32 protein-coding genes are annotated in these 26,819 nt (G+C 52.8%); 15 read left to right on the plus strand and 17 right to left on the minus strand.

All coding sequences use genetic code 11. From position 1 onward, the window contains the following. The first annotated feature begins 225 nt into the window (after positions 1-225). The 4 genes from ghrA to EKN83_RS10280 all read left to right on the plus strand — a co-directional run bounded on the left by ghrA (position 226) and on the right by EKN83_RS10280 (position 3,140). The gene (ghrA, locus tag EKN83_RS10265) at positions 226-1,164 is read left to right on the plus strand and encodes a glyoxylate/hydroxypyruvate reductase GhrA (protein WP_126800878.1); all 939 of its coding nucleotides are present in this window, start codon (positions 226-228) and stop codon (positions 1,162-1,164) included. 84 nt (positions 1,165-1,248) lie between these two features. After that, positions 1,249-1,986, plus strand: a complete 738-nt coding sequence (locus EKN83_RS10270) for a phosphatase (RefSeq protein WP_126800879.1) — start codon at positions 1,249-1,251, stop codon at positions 1,984-1,986. A gap of 20 nt (positions 1,987-2,006) precedes the next feature. Then, positions 2,007-2,561, plus strand: coding sequence for a molecular chaperone (locus EKN83_RS10275; protein ID WP_025755860.1), 555 nt, complete (start codon positions 2,007-2,009; stop codon positions 2,559-2,561). A gap of 96 nt (positions 2,562-2,657) precedes the next feature. Next, on the plus strand, positions 2,658-3,140 hold the full coding sequence (locus EKN83_RS10280) for a DUF1097 domain-containing protein (RefSeq protein WP_123072409.1): 483 nt from the start codon (positions 2,658-2,660) through the stop codon (positions 3,138-3,140). 43 nt (positions 3,141-3,183) lie between these two features. Here EKN83_RS10280 and csgG read toward each other — a convergent pair whose 3' ends face one another. Genes csgG through csgD form a run of 4 tightly spaced genes read right to left on the minus strand, consistent with a single transcriptional unit; the run spans position 3,184 to position 5,525 of the window. Further along, positions 3,184-4,017: a curli production assembly/transport protein CsgG gene (gene csgG, locus EKN83_RS10285; protein WP_126800880.1), complete on the minus strand. Its 834-nt coding sequence runs from the start codon at positions 4,015-4,017 to the stop codon at positions 3,184-3,186. Between the two features lie 26 nt (positions 4,018-4,043). Then, the gene (gene csgF / locus EKN83_RS10290; RefSeq protein WP_025755857.1) at positions 4,044-4,457 is read right to left on the minus strand and encodes a curli production assembly/transport protein CsgF; all 414 of its coding nucleotides are present in this window, start codon (positions 4,455-4,457) and stop codon (positions 4,044-4,046) included. A 23-nt stretch (positions 4,458-4,480) separates the two neighbouring features. Beyond that, on the minus strand, positions 4,481-4,870 hold the full coding sequence (csgE, locus tag EKN83_RS10295) for a curli production assembly/transport protein CsgE (protein ID WP_025755856.1): 390 nt from the start codon (positions 4,868-4,870) through the stop codon (positions 4,481-4,483). A gap of 4 nt (positions 4,871-4,874) precedes the next feature. Further along, positions 4,875-5,525 (minus strand): biofilm master transcriptional regulator CsgD, encoded by a 651-nt coding sequence (csgD, locus tag EKN83_RS10300; protein WP_045284619.1) that lies wholly within the window; start codon positions 5,523-5,525, stop codon positions 4,875-4,877. Between the two features lie 764 nt (positions 5,526-6,289). Between csgD and csgB the strand changes: the two genes are divergently transcribed. From csgB to ymdB, 5 genes are all read left to right on the plus strand, one after another. Then, positions 6,290-6,745: a curli minor subunit CsgB gene (gene csgB / locus EKN83_RS10305; protein WP_025755854.1), complete on the plus strand. Its 456-nt coding sequence runs from the start codon at positions 6,290-6,292 to the stop codon at positions 6,743-6,745. A gap of 41 nt (positions 6,746-6,786) precedes the next feature. Then, positions 6,787-7,242 carry a curli major subunit CsgA gene (gene csgA, locus EKN83_RS10310; protein WP_025755853.1) on the plus strand — a complete coding sequence of 152 codons (456 nt, stop codon included), beginning with the start codon at positions 6,787-6,789 and terminating at the stop codon, positions 7,240-7,242. A 61-nt stretch (positions 7,243-7,303) separates the two neighbouring features. Continuing rightward, a complete protein-coding gene (gene csgC / locus EKN83_RS10315) occupies positions 7,304-7,636 on the plus strand; it encodes a curli assembly chaperone CsgC (protein WP_025755852.1) in 333 nt (110 codons plus the stop codon). Between the two features lie 160 nt (positions 7,637-7,796). Further along, complete coding sequence (locus EKN83_RS10320; protein ID WP_025755851.1) at positions 7,797-8,117, plus strand: type 1 fimbrial protein; 321 nt, start codon at positions 7,797-7,799, stop codon at positions 8,115-8,117. A 106-nt stretch (positions 8,118-8,223) separates the two neighbouring features. Then, on the plus strand, positions 8,224-8,766 hold the full coding sequence (gene ymdB / locus EKN83_RS10325; protein ID WP_025755850.1) for an O-acetyl-ADP-ribose deacetylase: 543 nt from the start codon (positions 8,224-8,226) through the stop codon (positions 8,764-8,766). Between the two features lie 34 nt (positions 8,767-8,800). On the opposite strand, the gene mdoC is transcribed toward ymdB, so the two are convergent. After that, positions 8,801-9,940 (minus strand): glucans biosynthesis protein MdoC, encoded by a 1,140-nt coding sequence (gene mdoC / locus EKN83_RS10330; RefSeq protein ID WP_126800881.1) that lies wholly within the window; start codon positions 9,938-9,940, stop codon positions 8,801-8,803. A 253-nt stretch (positions 9,941-10,193) separates the two neighbouring features. On the opposite strand from mdoC, the gene mdoG reads away from it, so the two are divergent. From mdoG to EKN83_RS10350, 3 genes are all read left to right on the plus strand, one after another. Continuing rightward, the gene (gene mdoG, locus EKN83_RS10340; RefSeq protein WP_032672403.1) at positions 10,194-11,747 is read left to right on the plus strand and encodes a glucans biosynthesis protein MdoG; all 1,554 of its coding nucleotides are present in this window, start codon (positions 10,194-10,196) and stop codon (positions 11,745-11,747) included. Continuing rightward, on the plus strand, positions 11,740-14,268 hold the full coding sequence (gene mdoH / locus EKN83_RS10345; RefSeq protein WP_045285015.1) for a glucans biosynthesis glucosyltransferase MdoH: 2,529 nt from the start codon (positions 11,740-11,742) through the stop codon (positions 14,266-14,268). Before mdoG ends, mdoH begins: the two co-directional genes overlap by 8 nt. Before the next feature lie 84 nt (positions 14,269-14,352). Further along, positions 14,353-14,580: a YceK/YidQ family lipoprotein gene (locus EKN83_RS10350; protein WP_024908995.1), complete on the plus strand. Its 228-nt coding sequence runs from the start codon at positions 14,353-14,355 to the stop codon at positions 14,578-14,580. Positions 14,581-14,586: 6 nt separating this feature from the next. Here EKN83_RS10350 and EKN83_RS10355 read toward each other — a convergent pair whose 3' ends face one another. The 3 genes from EKN83_RS10355 to EKN83_RS10365 all read right to left on the minus strand — a co-directional run bounded on the left by EKN83_RS10355 (position 14,587) and on the right by EKN83_RS10365 (position 17,344). After that, complete coding sequence (locus EKN83_RS10355; RefSeq protein ID WP_008500834.1) at positions 14,587-14,961, minus strand: MysB family protein; 375 nt, start codon at positions 14,959-14,961, stop codon at positions 14,587-14,589. Between the two features lie 97 nt (positions 14,962-15,058). Beyond that, entirely contained in the window at positions 15,059-16,276 is a 1,218-nt protein-coding gene (gene mdtG, locus EKN83_RS10360; RefSeq protein ID WP_126800882.1) for a multidrug efflux MFS transporter MdtG, read from the minus strand. Positions 16,277-16,417: 141 nt separating this feature from the next. Beyond that, a complete protein-coding gene (locus EKN83_RS10365; RefSeq protein WP_104556318.1) occupies positions 16,418-17,344 on the minus strand; it encodes a Kdo(2)-lipid IV(A) acyltransferase in 927 nt (308 codons plus the stop codon). A 222-nt stretch (positions 17,345-17,566) separates the two neighbouring features. Here EKN83_RS10365 and EKN83_RS10370 point away from each other — a divergent pair, with 222 nt between their 5' ends. Next, entirely contained in the window at positions 17,567-18,616 is a 1,050-nt protein-coding gene (locus EKN83_RS10370) for a rhodanese-related sulfurtransferase (RefSeq protein ID WP_045285013.1), read from the plus strand. Between the two features lie 41 nt (positions 18,617-18,657). On the opposite strand, the gene EKN83_RS10375 is transcribed toward EKN83_RS10370, so the two are convergent. The 9 genes from EKN83_RS10375 to mdtH all read right to left on the minus strand — a co-directional run bounded on the left by EKN83_RS10375 (position 18,658) and on the right by mdtH (position 25,336). Next, a complete protein-coding gene (locus tag EKN83_RS10375; RefSeq protein WP_045285012.1) occupies positions 18,658-19,236 on the minus strand; it encodes a YceI family protein in 579 nt (192 codons plus the stop codon). 1 nt (position 19,237) lies between these two features. Continuing rightward, complete coding sequence (locus tag EKN83_RS10380; RefSeq protein WP_095449562.1) at positions 19,238-19,804, minus strand: cytochrome b; 567 nt, start codon at positions 19,802-19,804, stop codon at positions 19,238-19,240. 208 nt (positions 19,805-20,012) lie between these two features. Beyond that, entirely contained in the window at positions 20,013-20,126 is a 114-nt protein-coding gene (locus EKN83_RS10385) for a DUF2770 family protein (RefSeq protein WP_032672401.1), read from the minus strand. A 60-nt stretch (positions 20,127-20,186) separates the two neighbouring features. Then, a complete protein-coding gene (solA, locus tag EKN83_RS10390; RefSeq protein ID WP_126800883.1) occupies positions 20,187-21,305 on the minus strand; it encodes an N-methyl-L-tryptophan oxidase in 1,119 nt (372 codons plus the stop codon). Between the two features lie 116 nt (positions 21,306-21,421). After that, entirely contained in the window at positions 21,422-21,676 is a 255-nt protein-coding gene (bssS, locus tag EKN83_RS10395; RefSeq protein WP_008500827.1) for a biofilm formation regulator BssS, read from the minus strand. Positions 21,677-21,949: 273 nt separating this feature from the next. Next, the gene (gene dinI / locus EKN83_RS10400; RefSeq protein ID WP_025755841.1) at positions 21,950-22,195 is read right to left on the minus strand and encodes a DNA damage-inducible protein I; all 246 of its coding nucleotides are present in this window, start codon (positions 22,193-22,195) and stop codon (positions 21,950-21,952) included. A gap of 74 nt (positions 22,196-22,269) precedes the next feature. Next, positions 22,270-23,316: a dihydroorotase gene (gene pyrC, locus EKN83_RS10405; protein ID WP_025755840.1), complete on the minus strand. Its 1,047-nt coding sequence runs from the start codon at positions 23,314-23,316 to the stop codon at positions 22,270-22,272. 127 nt (positions 23,317-23,443) lie between these two features. Continuing rightward, positions 23,444-24,004: a lipoprotein gene (locus tag EKN83_RS10415; RefSeq protein ID WP_025755839.1), complete on the minus strand. Its 561-nt coding sequence runs from the start codon at positions 24,002-24,004 to the stop codon at positions 23,444-23,446. Between the two features lie 123 nt (positions 24,005-24,127). Further along, on the minus strand, positions 24,128-25,336 hold the full coding sequence (gene mdtH / locus EKN83_RS10420) for a multidrug efflux MFS transporter MdtH (protein ID WP_025755838.1): 1,209 nt from the start codon (positions 25,334-25,336) through the stop codon (positions 24,128-24,130). A gap of 236 nt (positions 25,337-25,572) precedes the next feature. Here mdtH and rimJ point away from each other — a divergent pair, with 236 nt between their 5' ends. Then, the gene (gene rimJ / locus EKN83_RS10425; protein WP_008500822.1) at positions 25,573-26,157 is read left to right on the plus strand and encodes a ribosomal protein S5-alanine N-acetyltransferase; all 585 of its coding nucleotides are present in this window, start codon (positions 25,573-25,575) and stop codon (positions 26,155-26,157) included. 9 nt (positions 26,158-26,166) lie between these two features. Continuing rightward, positions 26,167-26,817: a YceH family protein gene (locus EKN83_RS10430; protein WP_047958264.1), complete on the plus strand. Its 651-nt coding sequence runs from the start codon at positions 26,167-26,169 to the stop codon at positions 26,815-26,817. Positions 26,818-26,819 lie beyond the last annotated feature (2 nt).

The raw sequence follows: 26,819 nt of genomic DNA on the forward strand, positions 1-26,819 counted from the left end.
CATCCCGTTGTTGTCGGGACGGGCGCTAATGTAAGGAAAAGCTGAACTGCCGTCAACTCACTTTTTCAGTAATTTAGCGCGTTTAGACAAACTTCAGGCAACATGATTCTTAAATGTGCTGAAAGCGTCTTTTTTATCAGCAACACCCTTGTGCAATAAATTTGTTATGCTGACACTCCAGTTAAAAAGCAAAATAAATCAGCGCAATAAAAGGCAGGAATCACTATGGATATACTCTTTTATCACCCTACTTTTGATACGGCTTACTGGATCAAGGCGCTCACGGCGGCGATCCCCGGCGCACGCGTTCGCGAGTGGAAGCGGGGTGATAACGAACATGCAGACTATGCGCTGGTCTGGCATCCGCCGGTAGAAATGCTTCAGGGACGTAACCTGAAGGCCGTTTTTGCCCTGGGTGCCGGGGTGGATTCCATCCTGAGCAAACTGAAGGCGCACCCTGAAATGCTGCCGGAAGCCACACCTCTGTTCCGCCTGGAAGATACCGGAATGGGCCAGCAAATGCAGGAATACGCCGTGAGCCAGGTGCTGCACTGGTTCCGCCGCTTTGATGATTATCAGGCGTTTAAACAGCAAGCCCACTGGGAGCCGCTGCCGGAGTATCAGCGCGAGGATTTCACCATCGGCATTCTCGGTGCCGGTGTGCTGGGATCCAGAGTGGCTGAAGCCCTCGCCCCGTGGGGGTTCCCGCTACGCTGCTGGAGCCGCAGCCGCAAGGATTATCCCGGCGTAGCGAGCTTTGCCGGAACCGATGAGCTCCCGGCTTTCCTGAAAGGCACACGAGTGCTCATCAATCTGCTGCCAAACACGACGGAAACGGCAGGAATCATCAATGAAGCCTTGCTCAACCAGTTAGCTGATGAGAGCTACCTGATGAACCTGGCGCGCGGAGTGCATCTGGTCGAGCCGGATCTGCTGAAGGCGCTGGACAGCGGCAAGCTAAAAGGTGCCATGCTGGATGTCTACAGCCGTGAGCCGCTGCCGACGGAGAGCCCGCTGTGGGCACATCCGCGTGTAGCGATGACCCCGCACGTGGCGGCCGTGACGCGCCCGGCTGAAGCGGTGGCCTATATATCCCATACCATCAGCGAACTGGAAAAAGGCAACGCGGTCACCGGCCAGGTCGACAGACAGCGTGGTTACTGAGAGAAACCCGGCGTTTGCCGGGTTTTTGCTAATATTCGCTGCTGATAACTGCTATCCTTTGGAAAAACCGCAGAGGAGAGAGAGATGTATCCCGTTGACCTGCATATGCACACCGTCGCCAGTACCCACGCGTATAGCAACCTCCATGATTATATCGCCCAGGCGAAGCTCAAAGGCATCACGCTTTTTGCGATCACCGATCATGGCCCGGATATGGCGGATGCGCCGCACTACTGGCATTTTGTGAATATGCGGATCTGGCCACGTCTGGTGGACGGCATCGGAATACTGCGCGGCATTGAGGCAAACATCAAAAACATCAACGGTGAAATCGACTGCACCGGCCCGATGCTGACCTCGCTTGATCTTATCCTTGCTGGTTTCCATGAACCGGTTTTTGCGCCTCAGGATAAAGAGACCAACACCGCGGCGATGATTGCCACCATTGCCAGCGGCAATGTGCATATTATCAGCCACCCGGGCAACCCGAAGTACCCGATTGATATTCAGGCTGTCGCACAGGCGGCAGCAAAACACCGCGTGGCGCTGGAAATTAACAACTCCTCCTTTGTTCACTCGCGTAAGGGCAGTGAAGCTAACTGTCGCGAAGTGGCGGCCGCCGTCCGTGATGCGGGTGGCATGGTGGCACTGGGTTCAGATTCCCATACCGCGTTCACGCTGGGTGATTTTAGCGAGTGCCTGAAAGTGCTGAATGACGTTGACTTCCCGGAAGCGCAAATCCTGAACGTCACCCCACGCCGCATGCTCGATTTCCTCGAGTCGCGCGGAATGGAGCCGATTGCCGAATTTGCCGATCTTTAATTGTGTAATGGAATAAAAAAATGAATGAGTTTTCCATCCTCTGCCGCGTGCTGGGTACGCTGTATTACCGTCAGCCACAAGACCCGCTGCTGGTTCCGCTCTTTACATTGATTCGTGAAGGGAAACTGGCGCAGAACTGGCCGCTGGAACAGGATGATTTACTGGAGCGTCTGCAAAAAAGCTGCGACATGCAGCAGATTGCGACGGATTATAATGCCCTGTTCGTGGGGGATGAGTGCCGCGTTTCGCCATACCGTTCTGCCTGGCAGGAAGGGGCAACGGAAGCGGAGGTCCGTGCTTTTCTCTCCACGCGTGGGATGCCGCTGACCGATACCCCTGCGGACCATATCGGTACGCTGCTGCTGGCCGCGTCCTGGATCGAGGACAACGCGGGGGATGATGAGAACGAAGCCATCGAAACCTTGTTCGAAACGTACCTGTTGCCGTGGGTCGGGACTTTCCTGGGTAAAGTCGAAGCGCATGCAACCTCGCCATTCTGGAGAGCGCTGGCACCGCTGACCCGCGATGCCATCGCGGCAATGTGGGATGAGCTGGAAGAAGAGAACGAAGAGTGATGCTCGTCACATAAATTCTGCAACTCTACATTTCAATTTGCACGTAATGTGCGGATGATCTCATTTCCATGGTGCGCTTCTGCTAAGATGCGCGCCATGAACATATTACTTTGTATCGCATTAACGACAGGCATTCTCTCCGGGCTGTGGGGGTGGGTGGCCGTGTCTCTCGGATTGCTCAGCTGGGCCGGGTTCCTCGGCTGTACGGCCTATTTCGCCTGCCCGCAGGGGGGCATAAAAGGGCTCTTTATCTCAGGTTGCACGCTGATGAGCGGTGTTATCTGGGCGTTGGTGATCATGAAAGGCAGCGCGCTGGCACCGCATCTGGAGCTGCTGGGGTATATCATGACGGGTGTTGTCGCCTTCCTGATGTGCATCCAGGCTAAGCATCTGCTGCTTTCGTTCGTGCCGGGCACCTTTATGGGAGCGTGCGCGACGTTTGCAGGGCAGGGCGACTGGAAGCTGGTGGTCCCTTCGCTGCTGCTGGGGTTGCTGTTTGGCTATGCCATGAAAAACAGCGGACTTTGGCTGGCATCGAGGCGGGAAAAAGCGCAAAACGTCGCGACGGTGAGTGAATAAAAAAAGGCGAGATAATCATCTCGCCTTTTTTATTCGCTTCCTGTCAGGATTCCGGAGGCACTGACATATCGCGGTATTTCACCAGTATCGGGTTCTGGACGTCCGCTATATTTTGCAGATCCCACAATCCGCGATCGATACCGTCGTTGATTAAGAAGATTACGCCGGTTTCAATAGCTGACATCAGGCACATCATGACCGGTTCGTTAGAGGTGTAACCAATTTCACCTTCCAGCAAACGCTGGTAATCGATGAAGCGGAATACCCCTGCCTGCACTTCATAGGACAGGATGGTTTTGCTGGTATTCACCGAAGAGAGCACTTCACCCGTACTGACGTTGACCACACGCAGGTTAACGGCGATTTGGTCGAGCTGATACTGGGTATCCGCGCCGATACCGAAGTAACGCGCACCCGCACCACCCGATTTAACGTTACTTTCGTAACCAATAATCGATCCTTCAATCATGACGTTTGCCGCCGCCAGCGATTGCAGAGGCATACGGTTATTGTCCGCGACGGTGCCATTTTCCTGTGCGGCACGGATAATTTTGCGTTCATTTAACAGGTTCTGTAGCCCCTGGCGTTCCAGAGGAATAAACCAGTGTGAATCCTTGAGCGCGGTTACCAGCATCGCGGTGGCGCTTTGCGGCACAGCCGTGGAGAAGTTACTTGCCGGGTAAGGCTTGAACTGTCCGGTTTCATCCTGAATATTATATACGGAGACAAATATTTTCCCCGTCGGAGAAGGTAAATGCGTTAAATCACGATAACTCTGGGCCCGAGGCATTAAAGTGGGTTTTGCAGCTTCTTTAGGGGGAGCAGTTAAACAACCGCTCAATAAGCACACTGCAACAAATATCAGGAAGCGCTGCATGATCGTTGTCCTTATTTAGCTGTTGTTTAGAAGTCAGTTGAATTAGTTTGTAGACCGGAAACCTGAATGGTTGAGGTTTTACCGGTTTTACGATCGGTCACGTTCAACTGGAGCTGTCCATCCCTGTTCGCGATGTCGACAATAAAGTCGTTGGTCACCATTCGGCCGGGTTTGCCGGTATTGATGTTGGTCAGCAACCCGCCCAAAATCTGCGACTGGATAGCCTGCGTGAAGTTGTCCAGTGCGGACGGGGTATCCACGCCAAGATCCTTAAAGCTGGGATCTTTATAAGAGTTTTGCGCCTGAGCTTCATTCAACATGAACGCGCCGTTGTTAGGGTTACCCCCAAAGTTAGGGTTCCGGAACTGGAATGTCATGTTCCCGGCCCAGCTTAAGGGTGTTATTAGCATTATCGAAACAACTGCATATGCAATACGCATGACAGCCTCCGCATATCGGTTCGCTAGAACTCGTCTTTTGCTAAATCGCGGGTGCTTAATAGGGCTTTATCTATTTGCAGGCGATTAATAGCGTCTTCTGATTGGGCCAGCGCTAAGGCGACGTTTTTATCGAAGTCTATTTTCGTGGGGAATAAAAACGTTTGATAGATAACGGTCTGGTTCGCCGTTATTGTTATCCAACTTCCCCATCGTGCACTGGGCCGCTCGTTGATTGTTATATTTCCGGTGTAGGTACTGTCCCATTTATCACTGAAGGCGCGATAAAAATTGTGCCCGACAGAGGAAACAGTGTGGTCTGTTAACAATCCGGGAACTTCGACCTCGACGGCCTGAAGGTTCCCTGCAGCGAGGAGAAAGCCCGCTGCGGCAATCCAACTCACGGTGCGTTTCATGTTATTAACGCCTGAGGTTATCGTTTGCCCACGAAACAGCCTGAGTTCGGTTTTTAACAGCTATCTTCTTGAAAAGATTATAAAGGTGCGTCTTTACTGTATTTTCGCTGATAAATAACGAACGGGCGATTTCAATATTTGAAGCACCAATGCGTAATTTGTTCAGGATCTCTTTCTCACGGTGTGTGAGCAGTGCGGACTCTGAGCTGTTATAGCGATAATTGCCGGAATGCGTGATGAGATAGCTGGCAAGTTTTTGCGAAAAATAACATTCTCCGCGCAAAATACCCTGCAAGCCCTCTACCACCCGATCTTCTTCTTCAGTGACGTAGAACACGCCATTGATATGCGGCCAGCTTTCTATATCTCTGAAAGGATATTCATCAGGCGTATTCAACAATAGCACGCGGATATTGTTGTTTTTCCTGCTTAAAACATCCTGCCAGTAATGGATGAGCTTTTTATCAGCTTCCATCATATCAAACAGAATAATGCTGCCAGGGGCAATATCATCAAAAGAACGTTGAATATTATGCAATTTCCCGTTCAGTGATAACGATTGCTTTAAATGTTGTAATAACGCTGTCGCTTGCAAAGAAGGTTTTGTGATCAACAGTAATGTATGACCATGTAAACTATGGACTTCATTAAACATGATGAAACCCCGCTTTTTTTTGGCACCTGGCAGCTGTCCTCCTGATTAAAAGAGGACTCCAGAAGTACTGACAGATGTTGCACTGCTGTGTGTAGAATCAAACCATAACCTCCACAGGGAGGTAAATATAAAACCAATTTCGTACATCTAATTTCAATCTAGCTTTTACGAAGTTTAAAGCAAGTGTTAAACGTGTAACAGAATGTAAAAATCAATATTAATTTGTTAAATTGGAGTGTGTGGAATGATGCGATTTGATACAAAAGTTGTACATGTGAATATGGCTGCACAGATTTTAAAAATCATACAAATATTTTTATCTCATTGAATTTAGTCGTTATCTTTTATTTTTTAAATGCTGAGTCCAGGTATGAGTGACGGGATGTTTCTAATCCTTTAAATGAATGACTTTCCGACTTAAGAAAACACGTGTCGTGTCACGCACTATGACAAAATGTTCTTTTGCCGTTGCGTTTAATCAATGCGGGGGGCAGTGTGGAGAGCCTTCCTGCCGTTGTTCAATCGCCTCTATAAAGGGAGTGAATAAAAAAATAAGCTGGCCTGTTTAAAGTGTTTTTTGCCGGAAATTACAACTTTGTGGTGATCTGATAAATAAAAATAAGCCGCGCGGGTGAGATATTTAAAATGTTTCAGCGGACATACTCTTCACCGTAACGACGCGTTAACACAAAACGAGTCGCTTTAACAAATATCCATGTTACATGGTTATGAAATGATTTAATAACCAGGTCCAGGGTGACAACATGAAAAACACATCGTTATTTATGATGTTTACATTACTGGGTGCGCCTGGATTTGTAACCGCAGCAAATTCAGATTTAGCCAGGGCTGAATATAACTTTGCGGTTAATGAATTAAGCCTTTCATCATTAAATCAGGCAGCCATTATTGGTCAGCGGGGCGTATCAAATGACGCTCAGGTTCGCCAGGACGGTTCAAAATTACTGTCCATTGTTTCCCAGGAAGGGGGAGGTAACAGGGCGCGGGTTGATCAATCAGGGACTTATAATTTTGCGTATATCGCTCAGAGCGGCTTCGCGAATGATGCTGATATTACGCAAGACGGATATGGTAATAGTGCGAAAATTATCCAGAAAGGGTCGGGTAATAGAGCAAGCATCACGCAGTACGGTACACAGAAAACCGCAGTTGTAGTGCAAAAACAGTCGCAAATGGCCATTCGCGTTATTCAACGTTAGTTATTCGCGGCGACTTAAATCAATCCGATGGGGGTTTTACCATGAAATTTATCAAAGTGGCAGCTCTTGCAGCAATCGTAGTTTCTGGTAGTGCTATGGCTGGTCTTATTGATCAAGGTGGCTGGGGTCACGGACACGGTCATGGTCACGGCGGTTATGGCCCAAATTCAACCCTGAATATTTACCAGAGCGGTGGCGGTAACTCAGCGGTCGCCTTGCAGACTAATGCCAGAAATTCAACTCTGTCTATTAGCCAGAGTGGTGGCGGTAATGGCGCGGATGTTGGACAAGGCTCTGACGATAGCACCATTTCCCTGACCCAGAATGGTTTTGCCAACAGCGCAACGCTTGATCAGTGGAACAGTCACGACTCAACAATGAATGTTAGCCAGTACGGTGGATTTAACGGCGCGCTTGTTGATCAGACTGCCTCTAATTCTACCGTCAATGTTACCCAGATTGGTTTAGGTAACCACGCATCAGCTTATCAGTATTAATACTGAAATCTGTGCTACAAAAAAACAGGGCGTGCGCCCTGTTTTTTTTCGGGAGTTCATCATGAATACCTTAATTCTTCTTGCCGCGCTTTCCAGCCAGATAACCTTTAAAACGTCTTTGCAGGACAATATGACCACCATTATTCCGCAGGTGATGCTGACGGAGTCGTGTGATTGTCAGGTTCAGGTTATCGCCGTGCGGGAAGGGCAGGGGGGCCAGAGTACTTCCCGGCAGCAAAATACACTTTTTATACCCGCTAATCAGACGATTGATTTAACGCGGTTGAGTTTAAATATTAACGCAGGAGACACGGTCAACATTATGGTCACCGTTTCTGATGGTAAATCGATTCATCTATCGCAGCAGTGGTCTCCCGCGGGGAGCGCGCTTTAATTATTTATAAAATCAATGCGTTGTGAATGTGGCGGGGCTGTGCCGTTGAGCTATGCTGATATCAGGAACCTGGCCGTTATGTTCCGTAACGTGAAACTTCGTTTGCCCTAACGAAGCGCGTTTGCCCCTCAAGGACGATTTTCATTGAGGAGTATATATAATGCACAACGCTTTCGCTCAACTCGCGACAGGTCTGGGCCTGATCGTCTCTGCTTTTAGTCTTCCGGCTTATTCGACCACTATTGTTGATGGCGGTGTCATTCATTTTCGCGGGGCCATCGTGGCAGACCCCTGTGAAGTTACAGCGCAGCAGCGTCAATTTGCCATGTCATGTCCGGATAATAACCGGATGCAAACCCGGATGGTCAGCTATGAAGAGGCGCTTAATGGCAAGGTGGCCGATTCGAATCTGGCGACACTCCATATGAAATACCTTAACCCTGAAAAAACGCTCGCCGTTGTTGAAATCCAGTATCGCTAATGCCTGCTATTTCGCCTTACCGCGAAAGAGGATTTTTTCTGATAGTTTTTTCTCCCGGACGCCTCTGCGATACACTTAAGAAAAAGGCGGGTTGCAGAGGGGCTTTATGAAACCGCAAATAGACGTTATTCATGGCGATATCACGACAATGCATGTCGATGTCATCGTCAATGCGGCCAATCCCTCCCTGATGGGGGGAGGCGGTGTGGACGGGGCTATCCACCGGGCTGCCGGACCGCAGTTACTGGAAGCCTGTAAAATCGTGCGGCAGCAGCAGGGCGAATGTCCTCCCGGCCATGCGGTCATCACCCTCGCGGGCAATCTGCCTGCCAGAGCGGTGATTCACGCGGTTGGGCCTGTCTGGCACGGTGGTGACCAGCACGAAGCGAGTATTCTGGAAGAGGCTTACCGAAACTGCCTGCGGCTGGCCGCCGACAATGGCTATAAAACCATGGCGTTCCCGGCCATCAGTACCGGTGTGTATGGCTATCCGAAAGCTGCCGCTGCGACTATCGCCGTCGAAACCGTTTATCGTTATCTGTCGCTTAAGCCGATGCCTGAGAAAGTTTTCTTTGTCTGTTTCGATGAAGAAACCACGCACCTGTATCAACGGTTGCTGACCCAGCGCGGGCAGGAACTGGACACCTGAAACACACGCGGCGCACTCAGTGCGCCGCGTGTGTTTATGCCGCTTTCGTCTGCGGTTTTCCGGAAAAGAGGAAACGCAGGAGCGGGATCCGCAGGTGGATTTCGTAGAGCACAATCGCAATCCCCACCACAAAGACCAGCCCGGTAAAGAAGCCCAGCGTGTTGGACGCGATATGCGGTGTGATATAAGCCCCGAAGAACAGCGTTAAGGGGTGATGCACCAGATAGATAAACAGTGACGCGTTGACAAAGTAGGTTACGCGGCTGGACTTGAAGTTCAGCAAACGGTGTCCCAGCGCGAAGACCACGTTTACCATCCACAGGCCCAGCAGCATAGTGATGACGCTCTCCGTCTCATACATCCAGGCGTCGCCGCTACCGTAGCGCTGGTTCAGCAGATAGGCCACGAACGCCAGGGCGGACCCCAGCGCACACCACGGTGATGGGGTGGTAAACAGCAATTTAAGTTTCGGATGAATAAAGGCAAGTGCGCCGATTAAAAAGAACGGTATGTAGAACAGCGATTGCATCACCACAAAATTAAATAACCCGTCACTCAGAATTGGCGGATAGACGATAAACAGGGTACGTCTTACCGCGGCATAGGCGATCCCCAACAGCAAAAAGAGCACGGACAGTTTGCCCATGGTCAGGTTGGCGAAAAAGGTCTCGGCTTTATGACTCAAATGATGGCGCAGGCGGCTGAAAATCACCAGACTGACCGTTGTGAGTACCACCAGGACCAGCAGGAACCACAGGTGAGAGACCAGCTCCCAGACCAGCGTATTGTACTTCTCATAAAGTGACAGATTCGGCCAGTTCTCCGCCTTGCCTTTGACGTATTGCAACATGATGAACTGCGGCAGCGTCAGCAGCGGGATGGCGGTCAGCATGGGTATCCCCACGCGCTCCACGCGCACTTTCCACCAGCGCTTGAGCGGATATCGCAGAAACAGCATGTAAGAGAAATAGCCGGAAATGACAAAAAACACCTGCATACGGAAGGCGTGAATAAAGTCATTAAACAGCGTCAGCCACCATGAGGGCATCGTGCTATTAACATGCCAGGTGTGGCTGGAGTAAATCAGTGAAATGTGAAAAGGGATCCCCAATAGCATCAGCCATGCCCGGATCGAGTCGAGGAAATATTCACGTTCTGTAGGTGTTGTGCTCATATAACGTTGTGCATTCTCAGACTTTTCGTCTTATCCCTAAGACTCATAATGGTTACATTCGAAGCCAACCCTACACCAAGACCGACACCCTGTCTCCAGGATAAGCACGCAAAGTGAATAGAGGGTTCTTTCATTGCTTAATCCATGAGCCAGCAGCTGAACAAAGCAGTGATAATGTTGTCGGATTGCCTGAGTTTCCATTAAAATGGATCGGATCGATATAAGCACACAAAGGGGGAAGTGCTTACTTATTATGAAACATAAACCACAGATGATGAAAATGCGTTGGTTAGGTGCTGCAGTAGTGTTATCACTGTATACCTCATCGGCACTGGCCTTTAACATCGACGATGTCGCAAAACAGGCAAAATCGATGGCAGGCAAGAGCTACGAAGCGCCGAAAAGTAACTTGCCCTCCGTTTTCCGCGACATGAAGTATGCGGACTATCAGCAGATCCAGTTCAATCACGACAAAGCGTACTGGAGCAATATTAAAACCCCGTTCAAGCTTGAATTTTATCATCAGGGTATGTACTTCGACACGCCTGTTGCCATCAATGAAGTGACGGCGACAGCGGTACGTAAGATCAAATACAGCCCGGATTACTTCAATTTTGGCAATGTGCAACACGACAAAGATACGGTGAAAGACCTGGGCTTCGCAGGCTTCAAGGTGCTTTACCCGATCAACAGCAAAGATAAAAACGACGAAATCGTCAGCATGCTTGGCGCCAGCTATTTCCGCGTGATTGGCGCGGGGCAGGTGTACGGGCTTTCTGCGCGTGGCCTGGCCATTGATACCGCGCTGCCATCAGGTGAAGAATTCCCGCGTTTCCGTGAGTTCTGGATTGAACGTCCAAAACCAACGGACAAACGTCTGACCATCTATGCGCTGCTGGATTCCCCACGTGCAACCGGGGCTTATCGCTTTGTGATTATGCCGGGCCGTGACACGGTGGTTGACGTTCAGTCTAAAGTTTACCTGCGCGATAAAGTGGGCAAACTGGGCGTTGCGCCGCTGACCAGTATGTTCCTGTTTGGGCCGAACCAGCCGTCGCCGGCAACCAACTTCCGCCCGGAACTGCACGACTCCAACGGTCTGTCTATTCATGCCGGTAACGGTGAGTGGATTTGGCGTCCGCTGAACAACCCGAAACATCTGGCCGTGAGCAGCTACGCGATGGAAAATCCGCAAGGTTTTGGCCTGCTGCAGCGTGGTCGTCAGTTCTCCCGCTTTGAAGATTTGGACGATCGCTACGATCAGCGTCCAAGCGCCTGGGTCACGCCAAACGGTGACTGGGGTAAAGGTAAGGTTGAGCTGGTTGAGATTCCAACCAACGACGAAACCAACGATAACATCGTGGCTTACTGGACGCCGGATCAACTGCCGGAAGCCGGTAAAGAGATGAACTTCAAGTACACCATCACCTTCAGCCGCGACGAAGATAAGCTGCATGCGCCGGATAACGCGTATGTGATGCAGACTCGCCGTTCAACGGGTGATGTGAAGCAGTCTAATCTTATCCGCCAACCTGACGGTACCGTGGCCTTCGTCGTGGACTTCACAGGCCAGGATATGAAGAAACTGTCGCCGGATACCGCCGTTGCCGCTCAGGCCAGTATCGGTGATAACGGTGAAATCGTTGAGAATACCGTGCGTTACAACCCGGTAACGAAAGGCTGGCGTCTGACCCTGCGCGTGAAAGTGAAAGATCCGAAACAGACCACTGAAATGCGTGCTGCGCTGGTCAGTAACGATCAGCCGCTGAGTGAAACCTGGAGCTATCAGCTACCTGCCAATGAATAATACATCTGAATATATTGATGCCATGCCGCTGACGGATATTGAGAAAGCGGCACTGCCTGAGAGCAACATTCGCGCGGTTCACGCCGCGCTGGATGGTGAACATCGTCAGTTTTCCCGTGATGATGATACGCCGCTGGGGTCAGTAAAGGCGCGTCTGGAGCAGGCATGGCCAGACTCGCTGGCAGAAGGGCAGTTGATTAAAGACGACGAAGGACGCGATCAGCTTCAGGCAATGCCGAAGGCGACCCGTTCCTCGATGTTCCCTGATCCCTGGCGCACCAACCCGGTTGGCCGCTTCTGGGATCGCCTGCGCGGGCGTGATGTCACGCCGCGCTATCTGTCACGCCTGACGAAAGAAGAGCAGGCGTCCGAACAGAAATGGCGTACCGTGGGGACTATCCGTCGCTATATCCTGCTGCTGCTGACGCTGGCACAGACGGTCGTCGCGACCTGGTATATGAAAACCATCCTGCCTTACCAGGGCTGGGCGTTTATCAACCCGACGGACATGATGGGCCAGGATCTCTGGGTCTCCTTCATGCAGCTGCTGCCGTACATCCTGCAGAGCGGCATCCTCCTGCTGTTCGCCGTCCTCTTCTGCTGGGTATCGGCCGGTTTCTGGACCGCGCTGATGGGGTTCCTGCAGCTGCTGATGGGGCGTGACAAATACAGCATTTCGGCGTCAACGGTCGGGGATGAACCCCTCAATCCTGAGCACCGTACTGCGCTGATTATGCCTATCTGTAACGAAGACGTTGACCGCGTGTTTGCGGGCCTGCGTGCTACCTGGGAGTCCGTAAAGGCGACCGGCAACGCGGAGCATTTCGACGTTTACATCCTGAGCGACAGCTACAACCCGGATATCTGCGTGGCAGAACAAAAAGCGTGGATGGAGCTGATTGCGGAAGTGCAGGGCGAAGGTCAAATCTTCTACCGTCGTCGCCGTCGTCGTGTGAAGCGTAAAAGCGGCAACATCGATGACTTCTGCCGTCGCTGGGGTAACCAGTACAGCTACATGGTGGTGCTGGATGCGGACTCCGTCATGAGCGGTGACTGCCTGAGCGGGCTGGTGCGTCTGATGGAAGCCAACCCGAACGCGGGTATCATTCAGTCTTCGCCAAAAGCGTCCGGTATGGACACGCTGTATGCGCGCTGTCAGCAGTTTGCGACGCGTGTTTACGGGCCGTTGTTCACGGCAGGTCTGCACTTCTGGCAGCTGGGTGAATCCCACTACTGGGGCCACAACGCCATTATCCGCGTGAAGCCGTTCATCGAACACTGTGCGCTGGCGCCGCTGCCGGGTGAGGGATCGTTTGCCGGCTCTATCCTGTCGCACGACTTCGTGGAAGCGGCGCTGATGCGTCGTGCTGGCTGGGGCGTCTGGATTGCCTACGACCTGCCGGGATCCTACGAAGAGCTGCCGCCGAACCTGCTGGACGAGCTCAAGCGTGACCGCCGCTGGTGTCATGGTAACCTGATGAACTTCCGTCTGTTCCTGGTTAAAGGGATGCACCCGGTTCACCGTGCGGTGTTCCTGACGGGCGTGATGTCTTATCTCTCGGCACCGCTGTGGTTCATGTTCCTTGCGCTGTCGACTGCGCTGCAGGTCGTTCATGCCCTGACGGAGCCGCAATACTTCCTGCAACCGCGCCAGCTGTTCCCGGTGTGGCCGCAGTGGCGTCCGGAGCTGGCGATTGCGCTGTTTGCCTCCACCATGGTGCTGCTATTCCTGCCTAAGCTGCTCAGTATCATTCTGATCTGGTGCAAAGGCTCGAAAGAGTACGGCGGTTTCTTCCGCGTGACCCTTTCACTGCTGCTGGAAGTGCTGTTCTCCGTGCTGCTGGCACCGGTGCGTATGCTGTTCCACACCGTATTTGTGGTCAGCGCGTTCCTGGGCTGGGAAGTGGTCTGGAATTCACCGCAGCGTGATGACGACTCCACGCCGTGGAGTGAAGCCTTTATGCGTCACGGTTCTCAGTTGCTGCTGGGGCTGGTATGGGCGGCCGGGATGGCCTGGCTGGATCTGCGCTTCCTGTTCTGGCTGGCGCCGATCGTCTTCTCGCTGATCCTGTCGCCGTTTGTGTCCGTCATCTCCAGCCGTGCAACGGTGGGGCTGCGTACTAAACGCTGGAAACTGTTCCTGATCCCGGAAGAGTATTCCCCGCCGCAGGTGCTGGTGGATACCGACACCTATCTGGAGCAGAACCGCAACCGCTCGCTGGATGACGGCTTCATGCACGCTGTGTTTAACCCGTCATTCAACGCCCTGGCCACGGCAATGGCGACCGCGCGTCACCGCGCCAGCAAGGTGCTGGAGATTGCCCGCGATCGTCACGTTGAGCAAGCGCTGAACGAGACCCCGGAAAAACTCAACCGCGACCGTCGTCTGGTGCTGTTGAGCGACCCGGTCACGATGGCGCGTCTTCACTATCGGGTGTGGTCTGCTCCGGAGAGATACTCTTCGTGGGTAAACTACTATAAAGAACTGAAACTGAACCCGCTGGCGTTGAAGGCGAAGTAAGTTGTTAACCAGGGCGGGTAAGCGAAGCGTCGCCCGCCAGATAAAATACCGGCTTAATCGCCGGTATTTTTTTAGAGGTAATCCATGAGAATCATCATCGTCGTCATGATGGCATGCCTGCTTAGTGGCTGCGGCAGTATCATCAGCCGCACCATTCCAGGGCAAGGTCACGGCAATCAGTATTACCCAGGCGTTAAATGGGATCTTCGTGATTCCGCATGGCGCTACCTCACCGTGCTCGATCTGCCGTTTTCGCTGATTTTCGACACGCTGTTGCTGCCCATCGATGCCAGCCACGGCCCTTATGAGTAGCGTAAATTAACGCTCGTCCCATTCGTCAGCCGCGGTTTGTCCTTCTTCCGTATCCAGCGGCGGTTCGAGCTGAAATTCGCCCTCATCCCATTCATGCAGGGTGTTTTCTTCCAGCCATTCCTGCCGTAACTCGATTTCATCGTAGTCGCCATCAAAGACGGCCTGCGCACCTTCACCGCTCAGGACCGGCAAACATTCCCCTTCTTCACCTTCATCGGCAAAAAATTCGGCCTGCCACATAATATCCCCATCCTGCAGAACGTATTTTTGGATATTAAGTTGTTGCACGTCAGCATCTTCTTCCTCAACGCCGGGATTGTCGGCGAGGAACTCTTCGCGAGCGGCATCAATAGCTTCTTCCAGTGTGGCGTACATGGTCATTGGTGTCTCCCTGTTTTCCTGAAGGTTTAAGGGAAAGAATAGCTGAATATCAGATTCTGCAAGTATGAATGCAAAAATAAGCTGTCAGGCGTTCGTCTTATTCTGTTGCGGGCCGTAACGCACGGGATAAACTGAACCATGAATAGATCGCATTAAACAGCACCACGCCTGCCGTGACGATAAAGACGGCGCGAAAACCGAAGCTGGCGGAGATCCCTGCCCCGAGCAGCGGTCCGGTGACGTTACCGATGTCGCGGAAGGACTGGTTATAGCTGAATATCCGCCCGGCAATCTGGTTTGTGGAGTTGTAGACCAGCAGGGTCTGGACGGCAGGCAGCAACGCCCCGTCGGCGGCACCCAGCAAAAAGCGCAGCACGCCCAGCTGCCAGGGGGATTGCACCATCGACATGGGGATAAGCAGCAGCACGGAAATCACCAGCGCACAGATCAGGATTTTCTCCGGACCGACGAGGTCCCCGAGTTTCCCTAACCGCGGGGCGCTAAGCAGCGCTGCCACGCCGGGCACGGAGGCAATCAGTCCACTGATAAAGGCGATGTTACTGACGTTACCCGCGAGATCGCGGACGTACAGCGTCAGAATCGGGGCGATTGAACCGGTTGCCACCTGAATAATCAGGGTCGTCACGAACAGGCTCAGCACCAGTCTGGGGTTTTTAAGCGAGGCCAGCACGTCTCTGGCGTGAAGCATCTCTTTTTTGGCGACGGGTGTGAAATTTTCACGGATACAGAGCAGGGTGACAACAAAGCACAGGAACAGCACGCTGGCGGTGATAAAGAACACCGGTCGCAGGCCGTAGCTATCGGCCAGTAACCCACCGGCCAGAGGCCCCAGCAGGGCACCACTCACGCCGCCGGTTGAGAGCGTTCCCAGCGCCCAGCCGCTCTTATGGCGAGGAATTTGCGTGGCGATGAGAGCATTCGCGTTAGGAATAAATCCGCCCAGCAAACCCAGCAATGCGCGCAGGATCAGGAACTGCCAGACGTTTTGCGCCACGCCCATCAGCGCCATGATCATCGCCATCCCCAGCGCTGAACGGAGCAGCATAATTTTACGTCCCTTGCGGTCGGCAAGGCCGCCCCAGAAGGGCGAGGCAATCGCGGAAAAGAGAAACGTGATGCTGAACACCAGGCCAGACCACATATTCAGCGCACTGTGACCCGTCACGCCCAGCTGTTCGACGTAGAGCGGGAGGAAAGGCATGACCAGGCTAAACGCCGCGCCAGTGAGAAAACAGCCAAGCCACGCAACCGCGAGGTTACGTTTCCAGTTTATGGGGGCATCTGAGGGTGACATAACAATCCGCATAGTGAGGTGCAGAGCACCTGAGGCATAAAGTAATAAGCCTGCTAATTATGCGCCTGAGTTATGATAGCCGCAATGAAGGTGAGCTTTTAAAGCTAAAACAGCAGGCGGCCCTGAGAGCCGCATGATGAATTAATAGCGGGACGGTGTCCCTTTTGGCCGCGTTTTAAAGCGGCGGTGCAGCCACATATACTGCTCTGGCGCGAGCAGGATGCACTTCTCGACAATGCCGTTCATCCAGCGGGCGGTTGTCTCGGCGTCATCCAGCGGCGGCGCAAGTTCCGGCTCCAGCATAATCAGCTCGTAGCCTGAACCATCCGGCTTACGGCGGGGAACAAAGGGCACGATGGCGGCTTTGGACATGCGCGCCAGCATCCACGTACCGGTCGTTGTAGCGGCCTCTTCAACGGCGAAGAAGGGAACAAATACGCTGGATTGCGGACCATAGTCGTGGTCGGGGGCATACCAGACCACTTCACCGGATTTCAGCGCGCGGATCATGCCCTTCAGATCCTTACGGTCGATCATGCTTTTATTGGAGCGCATGCGCCCGTTGGTCTGGATTAAATCGATGACCGGGTTATCATTAGGACGATAAACGCCAATGCCGGGTGCCTGCATGCCAAACATCCGCGCGCCGATCTCCAGCGTCAAAAAATGTACGCCAATCAGCAGAACGCCCGTCTGGCTGGACTGAAGCGTATGCACAGGCTCCATGCCGGTTCCCGTCACTTCGCTCCAGCGAGCCATGCGTTTATCCGGCCAGAACCACGCCATACCGGTTTCCATCAGCCCCATCCCGACGGATTCGAAATTCTTCGTGACCAGCTGGTGACGCTCTGCTTCACTCATCTGCGGGAAGCACAGCTCAAGGTTGCGGTACGCAATCCTGGCGCGGCGCTTCATCACCTTTTGTGCGAGACGGCCCAGAGCGTTACCCAACCGGAAAATAACAGGGTAGGGAAGCTGTACCAGTAGCCATAAAAAGCCGATGCCAAGCCAGGTCAACCAATAGCGGGGATGCAAAAGGGCGGCAGTAAATTTTGGTAACTGGGTCATGTCTTTCCTGTGTTTAAACGTCCTGTTCCGCTAGTGTCTCACTTTTTGAGACGTAGCCAAAATATCTGCTTTCGAAACGTGCACGAATTCAGCAATTGTTAACCCTGATTAATCAGGGAGTGTGAAATGTAGCGTAAATTGTGTGGATGTAAATTGGTTTTGTTTGCTATATGATGCCGACCGATTTTTTCATTCTCTCTGACGAACCCAGGACTGTACACCATGCCAGTGTTACACAACCGCGTATCGAATGAGATGTTAAAAGCGCGTATGTTGGCTGAAACCGAACCGCGCACGACCATCTCCTTCTACAAATACTTCACGATCAACGATCCGCAGGCGACCCGCGATGCGCTTTATCAGGCATTCACGGCGCTGAACGTCTTCGGACGCGTCTATCTTGCCCGCGAAGGTATCAACGCGCAGATTAGCGTACCGGAAAGCAAAGTGAGCGCTTTCCGCGAGTGTCTTTATCAGTTTGATCCGGCCCTTGACGGCTTACGTCTGAATATTGCGCTGGACGATGACGGGAAATCCTTCTGGGTGCTGCGCATGAAAGTGCGCGAACGCATCGTGGCGGATGGCATTGACGATCCTGAGTTTAACCCGGCCGATGTCGGTGAATATCTGAAGGCTGCAGAAGTGAATGCCATGCTGGACGATCCGGATGCCGTATTCATTGATATGCGTAACCACTATGAGTATGAGGTGGGGCATTTCGAGAACGCCATGGAAATCCCCGCCGATACCTTCCGCGAGCAACTGCCCAAAGCGGTTGAGATGATGCAGGAACATAAAGATAAAAAGATCGTGATGTACTGCACCGGCGGTATCCGCTGCGAGAAAGCCAGCGCGTGGATGAAGCACAATGGCTTCAATAAGGTCTGGCACATTGAAGGCGGCATTATCGAGTACGCCCGTCGCGCCCGTGAGCAGGGTTTACCGGTACGTTTTATCGGCAAAAACTTTGTCTTTGACGAACGTATGGGGGAACGTATTTCTGAGGACGTGATTGCCCATTGCCATCAGTGCGGCGCACCGTGCGATACCCATACCAACTGCAAAAACGACGGATGTCATCTGCTGTTCATCCAGTGCCCGGCCTGCGCCGAGAAGTTTAACGGCTGCTGTAGCGAACTGTGCAGTGAAGAGAGCATGCTGCCGGAAGAAGAGCAGCGCCGTCGTCGAGCAGGTCGTGAAAACGGCAATAAGATTTTCAATAAATCCCGTGGCCGTCTGAATACCAAACTGGGGATCCCAGACCCGGAATAATGATAACGCCCGGCAGCGTAAAAACCTGCCGGGCGTATTTATCACGATTTCTGCTGAACCCCTTCAACGGAAATAATCAGCTCCACGTCCTGAGAGGCCGGGCCCAAATCCGTTGTGATATTAAAATCTTTCAGGTGGATTTTCCCCGCCGCTTCAAAGCCCGCGCGTTTACCGCCCCACGGATCGTCTCCCTGACCCAGTAATTTTGCTTCAAGGGTGACAGGTTTCGTGACGCCATTGAGCGTCAGGTTGCCGGTAATATCCAGCTTATCGCCCGCTTTCTTTACTTCCGTCGACGTAAAGGTTGCCTGCGGGAATTTCGAGACATTCAGGAATTCAGCACTACGCAAATGTTTATCGCGCTCTGCATGATTCGTGTCGACGCTGTTGGTATTAATCGTCACATTGACTTTATCGGCGGCAGGGTTTTTATCGTCAAACGTGAACGTGCCGTCAAAATCTTTAAAGGTTCCGTACAGCCAGCTATATCCCAGATGCTGAATACGGAAATTGACGAAAGCATGCTGGCCCTCTTTATCAATTTTATAATCAGCCGCCACGGCGGAACCGGCGGTCAATAACAGAGAACCCAGTGCGATACCCAGCAGGTGTTTTTTCATTTTATGCTCCAGAGTCAATGGACGAGCGTCCAAGCATGCGCTTGAGCGTATCGTCTTTATCAATAAAGTGGTGTTTGAGGGCGGCAAGCCCGTGCAGTACAGACAGGATCACCACGCTCCAGGCAAGCCAGAGATGAATGACCCCAGCTGTGTCTGCCTGAGATCCGGCATCGCTGATCGTTGCCGGAACATCAAAAAGACCAAAGACGCTAATCGGCTTACCGTCCGCTGTCGAGATCAGGTAGCCGCTAATCAGGATGGCGAAGAGCAGCGCGTAGAGCGCAATATGTGCCGCGACGGCACTTACGCGGGTCATTTTACCGTGGCTTTTCGGCGCCGAGGGCGGCGGGGAAATATGTCGCCAGACCACGCGAAAGACCAGCCCCAGCATCAGCAGAACGCCAATGCTTTTATGTAACTCCGGCGCCTGGTGATACCAGCCATCGTAATAGCTGAGCGTGACCATCCAGAGGCCAAGACCAAACATACCGTAGACGGCAAGAGCAAATATCCAGTGCAAAGCTATGGATATTATTCCGTAGCGTCGGGAGGAGTTACGCAATTGCATCAGAATGTCCATTTTCAAATTAACCGAAGAGTAAAAATGAACGGGGTGGCATAATATTGCAACTGAAAAAATGGTATATTGATTTTTATTTTTCTTATTTCAGCGATTTTGACAAGAAACACTAAAGTTAATTCAATTGCTTCGTGCAAGTAGAAATAATGATTTTCAAAAAAGATAAATTAATGTCAATTACTGTCAGTGCGGGCTTTCAATAAAATACAATGTACACGAAATCGATAATAGCCAGCAGCGCCCACAATAAGAGGTAGAGCATAAAATGCTCGCGAATATTATTGATGAGGAAGTTAACAATCCTGCGCATATCGCTCCGCAATACAGTGTGAATTAAACGGGCCCCGGGAAGTCCGAAGCCCGCGAGGGATTATCCGTTAAAACGCGAGAGTGAGAAGGGCGTCAGATCAAACTGCGGCGTGATACCCTGGGCAAACTGCGCGGCAATTTCCCCCAACACGGAGGCAAACTTAAATCCGTGACCGCTCAGCCCGGTGATAAGCAGGGTGTTGTCATGGCCTGGCAACGTATCAATGATAAAGTCTTCATCCGGCGTGTTGTCATAGGTACAGGCTGCGCCATACAGCAAGCCGCCGACACCGGGAAGGATGTTACGCAGGAACGAGAAGGCTTCTGAACCATCCTGCGGGAAGGCGCCGAAGGGTTTGCGCTCTTCAGGGGAGGCGATCGGCTGGCCTCCGTTGTGTTTACCGATTTTCAGCGCGTCTTTCTCGGAAGGGAAACCGTAGAACTGGTCGCCATTCGGCAGTTCACCGGTAAAGGCCGGGAATTTATTCTGTGCGCTGAAACGACCATCTGACTGGAACCAGGAGAAGACCTTACGCACCGGCTGAATGGGCAGGTCTGGCATCAGACGGGTGACCCAGGTTCCCGCGCTGACCAGCAGGCGGGACGCGGAATATTCGCCGTCGAGGGTCTTCACGGTGACGCCGTCAGCGTCATGGGTGATGGCGTCCACCGGGCAGTTAAACAGCTGCCCACAACCCGCTTTCGCGGCAAGATCGATCCAGGTTTTGATCGCGGTTTCGCAATGCAATACCCCGGAATTGGCTTCAAAGAGACCAATATAATCGTCCGGGACGGTAATTTCAGGCCAGCGCGCGGTAACGGCCGCCGCGTCCAGCTTCTCAACGTCAAGATTAAAGGCTTTCGCGCTGCGTTCGACATTAGCGAGAAATTCCGAACGGGCCGGACCAAGGTTGATAACCCCGGTACGCTCGAAAATGCGATCTTCGGTCTGTTTCGCCAGTTCATCCCACAGCGTCTGGGCGCGAAGCACCAGAGGAACATAGCGTTCGCCTTCCCCGTAGGCATGGCGCATGAGGCGGGTGTCTCCATGATGGCTACCCTCCGCATGAGGCGGAAGATGGGCATCAATCATCAGAACGTTCAGACCCGCCTGCGTCGCGTAATAACCGGCGGCCGAACCTACGGAGCCGCTACCAATAATGATTAGGTCGTATCTCATATCTTTCTCGTAAACTGATGTTTTGTTAGCAGAGTAATTAACAACGCGGGGTTAGACAAGGGAGAAATAAATAAGGCACCGCGAGGGTGCCTGTTGAGTGAAAAGTGGGCATACGGTTAGTGCCGTTTATACTCATTTTCCTGATAGTCGCCAGATTCTATTTTGGCAATACCTGCCTCCAGAATAGAAATAAACTGACGAGCGACGTCTGTTGTTAGCCACAGCGTCTGTCCAACTTCCGCTTCTTCACGGTTGAGTTGATTCGGGGTCTGGTAGTGCAAACGCAGCATCAGCGCATCGTAGCTATCTACGGTACTGATATCCCAGCCAACAAGTGGGTGGGTCTGGATGACTTCACTATTCTTTTCCATTATAACCCCCTTAATGCGTGTTAGAAGACAACGGCTCTGAGGTTCAATGCATGTTTTTCTGAAAGCATCTTCAGTATACCAAGTAATAAGGGTTCCAACGGGAAAAATAAACAGGTGGCAACACATTTTTCTGCTTTTTAGGATTGTTCGAACAATAAAACACCATCTCGTTCACGATTTTTAAAGAAGATGCCGAATTAATTTGAACTTCCAGAATGTTCAGACGAAAAAAAGCCGGGGCGACCCGGCAAAAAACACAATGAGGGAGCAGTGTTAATCTGTGATGAACCAGTCGTCGGCGCTTTCCCACGTTTCCTGCAGGATTTCGCTGATGCGATCTTTATCTTCTTTCGCGCCGCCAATGACGGAGAGATTGTTCGCTGAGGCGTAACGCACCGTTACGGCACCCGCGTTGTCGGGAAAGGTATTATTAATACGACGGGACAATTCGCCTGCCAGTGCATCAAGCGCGCCGGCAGGCAGAACAGTCGTTTTGGCTATGGTGACTTCAATACGCATAAAGGCCCCCTGTGTAATATACTGTTTATTTATACAGGTATATTCTCGGTTTGACAACAAGGGGCATTGATTTTTTAACGTTTTACCGTCCAGTTTACGGTTTCACCCGCCAGGAATGGAATCAGCGTGTCATCCGTCAGCGCGATGGACTCCTCAACGTGGCGCGTTTTACGCTCCAGTTCGATGAAGGTCTCGTTCACCGGCAGGCCATAGAAACGCGGGCCGTTGAGAGAGCAGAACGCTTCGAAATGCTCCAGCGCGTTCATCTCTTCAAACACGGTCGCGTAGCTGGCAAGCGCAGTTGGCGCGTTGAAACAGCCTGCGCAACCGCAGCTTGCCTCTTTACGATGGCGGGCGTGAGGGGCGGAATCGGTGCCCAGGAACGCACGAGAGAACCCGCTGGCTACCAGCTCGCGCAGCGCCTGCTGGTGGATGTTGCGCTTAAGAATAGGCAGGCAGTACAGGTGAGGGCGCACCCCGCCGACCAGCATGTGGTTGCGGTTAAACATCAGGTGCTGTGGCGTAATGGTCGCAGCGATAAGTTCGTTGCCGTCACGCACGTACTCTGCTGCGTCTTTGGTGGTGATATGCTCGAAGACCACTTTCAGCGCCGGCAGGCGCTGGCGCAGAGGCTCCATGACGGTCTCAATAAAACGGGCTTCACGGTCGAAGATGTCAATCTCGGCATGCGTCACTTCCCCATGAACCAGCAGCGGCATGCCCAGTTTCTGCATGCGTTCCAGCACCGGCATGATGGCATCAATACTGGTGACCCCGTGGCTGGAGTTGGTGGTGGCATTCGCCGGGTAGAGTTTCGCCGCCGTAAATACGCCTTCGTTGAACCCGCGCTCCACTTCGTTCGGATCCAGGGAATCGGTCAGATAGCAGGTCATCAGCGGGGTAAAATCATGTCCCGCGGGAACGGCATCAAGGATGCGCTGGCGGTAGGCCATCGCCGCATCGACGGTGGTGACTGGTGGCACCAGGTTAGGCATGACAATCGCGCGGCCATAAATTTCGCTGGTATAAGGCACGACGGTTTTCAGCATATCGCCATCACGCAGATGGATATGCCAGTCGTCAGGGCGGCGGATTTTAAGAACCTGGGGTTGTGCAGTCATGGAAGCTCCGGCTTGTCAGGGATCAGTCATAAGGATGGCTGTTTTTGCCGGACACAAATCATAAGCGGAAACGTTTTCCTTTGCACACTTTTCCGTAAAAAAAAGGGCGCCGCGGCGCCCCTTCAGGTTAATCGGTGAAAGGAATAATAATTTCTCCTGGTTTCACCTCTATGCCTTTAGCATATTTTTTCGCCAGGGCTTCCCCTTTGCTTTTGTCTTCACTTAAGACGTACGCGGGCTGCTGGTTAAAGTAATTACGCAGTGACTGATTCAGATAAGGCATCAGGGTTTGCAGAACCGGCGCCATCTTGTCCGGGGAAACCTTCGCATCGACGACTTCCATCTCCTGCAGGAAAATCGCCCCTTTCTCCTTGTTGAAAACGGGCAGTGCCTTCAGCTTGAGCTTGATGTTGGCTTTCTGATTGCCAAAAAGGGATGACATATCGAGGTCTGCATCCCCTGACAGGGTGACTTTGTTTGGCTCTTCACGTCCGATCTGACTGGTCAGATTCGAGAGCACGATATGCGCGTCCGCAAGCCCCGGCACACCAATGTCTTTAGAAAAATTATTATGTTTTTCCAGCGCCTGATTAATTTCCTGTTCACTGACGGTATATTGCGTGAGCTGGTTACAGCCAACCAGCAGACCGCTGACAATGAATGCAGCAGCAAAGACAATCTTCTTCATAGTGTTCCTCAACGAAAAATCGGCGCTTCTGTCCTGTTACGCCAGTATGTCAGTGTGAAATGGCAGAAACCAGCAGAAAAAACTGAGAAATGGGGCGGGAAGGACTCCCGCCCGAGGGAAAGGCTACGCGCCGGGTTCGAGCATGCCGCTCGCGCTGCGTTTCTGGCTGAACTGCCACCACAGGGCAAGGAGCGTCATAAAGCCCACCACGCCGAGCATCATCCAGGGAAGTTCAGGTTGCTGTAACGCTTTGCCGGCATCAAACAGCCAGCCGCCGCCGGTGTATCCCAACGCGCCGCCAAGGGCCAGTCCCAGGCGGCTGAACCCCATATAGCTGCCGCGTGCGCGCGCATCCGCGAGCGAGGCGCTCAGCGTTTCACGGGCAGGTTCGGCGATGATGGAGCCGATATAGAACGTGCAAATCAGCGTAAACAACTGCTGAAGCGAGTTCACCAGGCCAATAGGCATCATGCTCAGCGTCATCAGGAAAAGCCCGGCCATCAGGCGATGTTCCAGACGAAAACGCCGTTCGCTCCAGCGGGCAATGGGATAGAGCAGCGTCAGAGAAAGCGCGGCTTCAATGGCGTACATCCATTTAACGGCAGCAGGGGTGCCCGCAATGTCGTTCACCATGATCGGCAGCATCAGCATCACCTGCACGGCAAGCATGTAATACCCCGTCAGGGTCAACACATAGGTGACAAAGCGTTTGTCATGCAGGACGCGCCCCAGCCCTTCCCGGACCGGCGCTTTGACCGTCGACAGCTTCCACGCTGGCAGGAACAGGCCATTAAACAGCGCGCACAGAACAAAGAGCACCGCACCCGCCGCGCAGACCAGACGGAAGTCATACTGCAGAAGCCAGCTTCCCAGCAGTGCGCCGACAACCGCTCCGGCACTGTCCTGCATCATCAGAATTGAGAAAAAACGACCGCGGTGCTGCGGACGAATGAGCTTCACCACCAACGCGGTGCGCGGCGGATCGAACAGGGTCCCCCCGATACCGGAGAGGAAGCAGGAGAACCAGAGCAGCCAGGGCTCGTGGGCGATGGCCATCGTGGCAAAGCCTGCCGCGCGGAGCAGCATGCCTGTCACGATCATTGGTTTAGCGCCAAAACGGTCAGCGATGGCACCGCCAAATACGCCGAGACCTTGCTGCACAAACTGGCGTAACCCCAGCGCGATGCCGACCATCAGCGCTGCCCAGCCCATTTGATCGACGAAGCGAATCGAGATGAGGGGGAATACGACAAAAAAGCCGAGCACGACGAGCATGTTATCGACCAGCAGGAAATATTTACCCAGGCTCCTGGCCTGTGATACGCGGGACATTTTCCCTCCAGGGAAAATAAGATGGTGAGCACGCTAACATTCTGCGGTGTCGCTGCGTTTTTGCCCACCCCTGGGCGTGACAATATTTTTTTATCAAAAGCGCGCTTTGATAGAGAGTTCTCATCGAAAAAGAGGAAAAGGAGGCAAAATGGTATGTCACTGTTTTCACAGACGGCAGCGGCGCAGGTATAGTAAAGCTAATGGGTAAGCAGAAGTGACGGGAAGGAGTGGTATCGATGTTTGGCTATCGCAGTAATGTGCCAAAAGTGCGTCTGACAACGGACAGGCTGGTCGTTCGTCTGGTGCATGAGCGTGATGCCTGGCGTCTGGCGGATTATTACGCCGAGAATCGCCAGTTTTTAAAACCCTGGGAACCCGTTCGGGATGAGAGTCATTGTTACCCTTCCGGCTGGCAGGCGCGCCTCAGCATGATCACCGAATTTCACAAGCAGGGCAGCGCGTTTTATTTCGCCCTGCTGGATCCTGAAGAGAAAGAGATTATCGGGATCGCCAATTTTTCAAACGTGGTGCGGGGATCGTTCCACGCCTGTTACCTTGGCTACTCCATTGGCCAGAAATGGCAGGGGCAGGGGCTGATGTACGAGGCGCTGACGGTGGCTATCCGCTATATGCAACGCACGCAACATATCCATCGCATTATGGCGAACTACATGCCGCATAATCAGCGCAGCGGGAATTTGCTGGCGCGGTTAGGGTTCGAGAAAGAAGGCTATGCCAAAGACTATCTGTTGATAGACGGAGAGTGGCGCGACCACGTTCTGACGGCATTAACCACCCGGGACTGGACTGCAGGTCGTTAAGGAGAAAAGATGAAGTATCAGCTAAACGCTACAGAAGCGCGCGTGATTGGGTGCTTGCTCGAAAAACAGGTCACCACCCCGGAGCAGTATCCGCTCTCCGTCAACGCCGTAACCATGGCTTGCAACCAGAAGACGAACCGCGAGCCGGTCATGAACCTCAGCGAGCATGAGGTTCAGGACGTGCTGGATGCGCTGGTAAAACGCCATTATCTGCGCACCGTCAGCGGTTTTGGTAATCGCGTGACCAAATACGAACAGCGCTTTTGTAACTCTGAATTTGGCGACCTGAAGCTGAGCAGTGCGGAAGTGGCGGTCATCACCACGCTGCTGCTGCGCGGGGCGCAAACGCCGGGTGAACTGCGCACGCGTGCCTCCCGTATGCATGAGTTCGCGGATATGCAGGAAGTTGAACAGGTCCTGGAAGGGCTGGCCTCACGTGAAGATGGCCCTTACGTGGTGCGTCTGGCACGCGAGCCGGGTAAACGTGAAAGCCGCTATATGCACCTCTTCAGTGGTGAAATTGATATTTCAGATAAATCGATTACCCCCGATATCACTGTGGGTGACGACGATTTGGTGGCCCGCGTGGCGGCGCTGGAAGACGAGGTCGCAGGACTGAAACAGCGTCTGGATGCACTACTGGCACATCTGGGAGATTAACG

This window comes from Enterobacter sp. WCHEn090032, from assembly GCF_003986875.1.
Taxonomy (GTDB): Bacteria; Pseudomonadota; Gammaproteobacteria; order Enterobacterales; family Enterobacteriaceae; genus Enterobacter; species Enterobacter sichuanensis.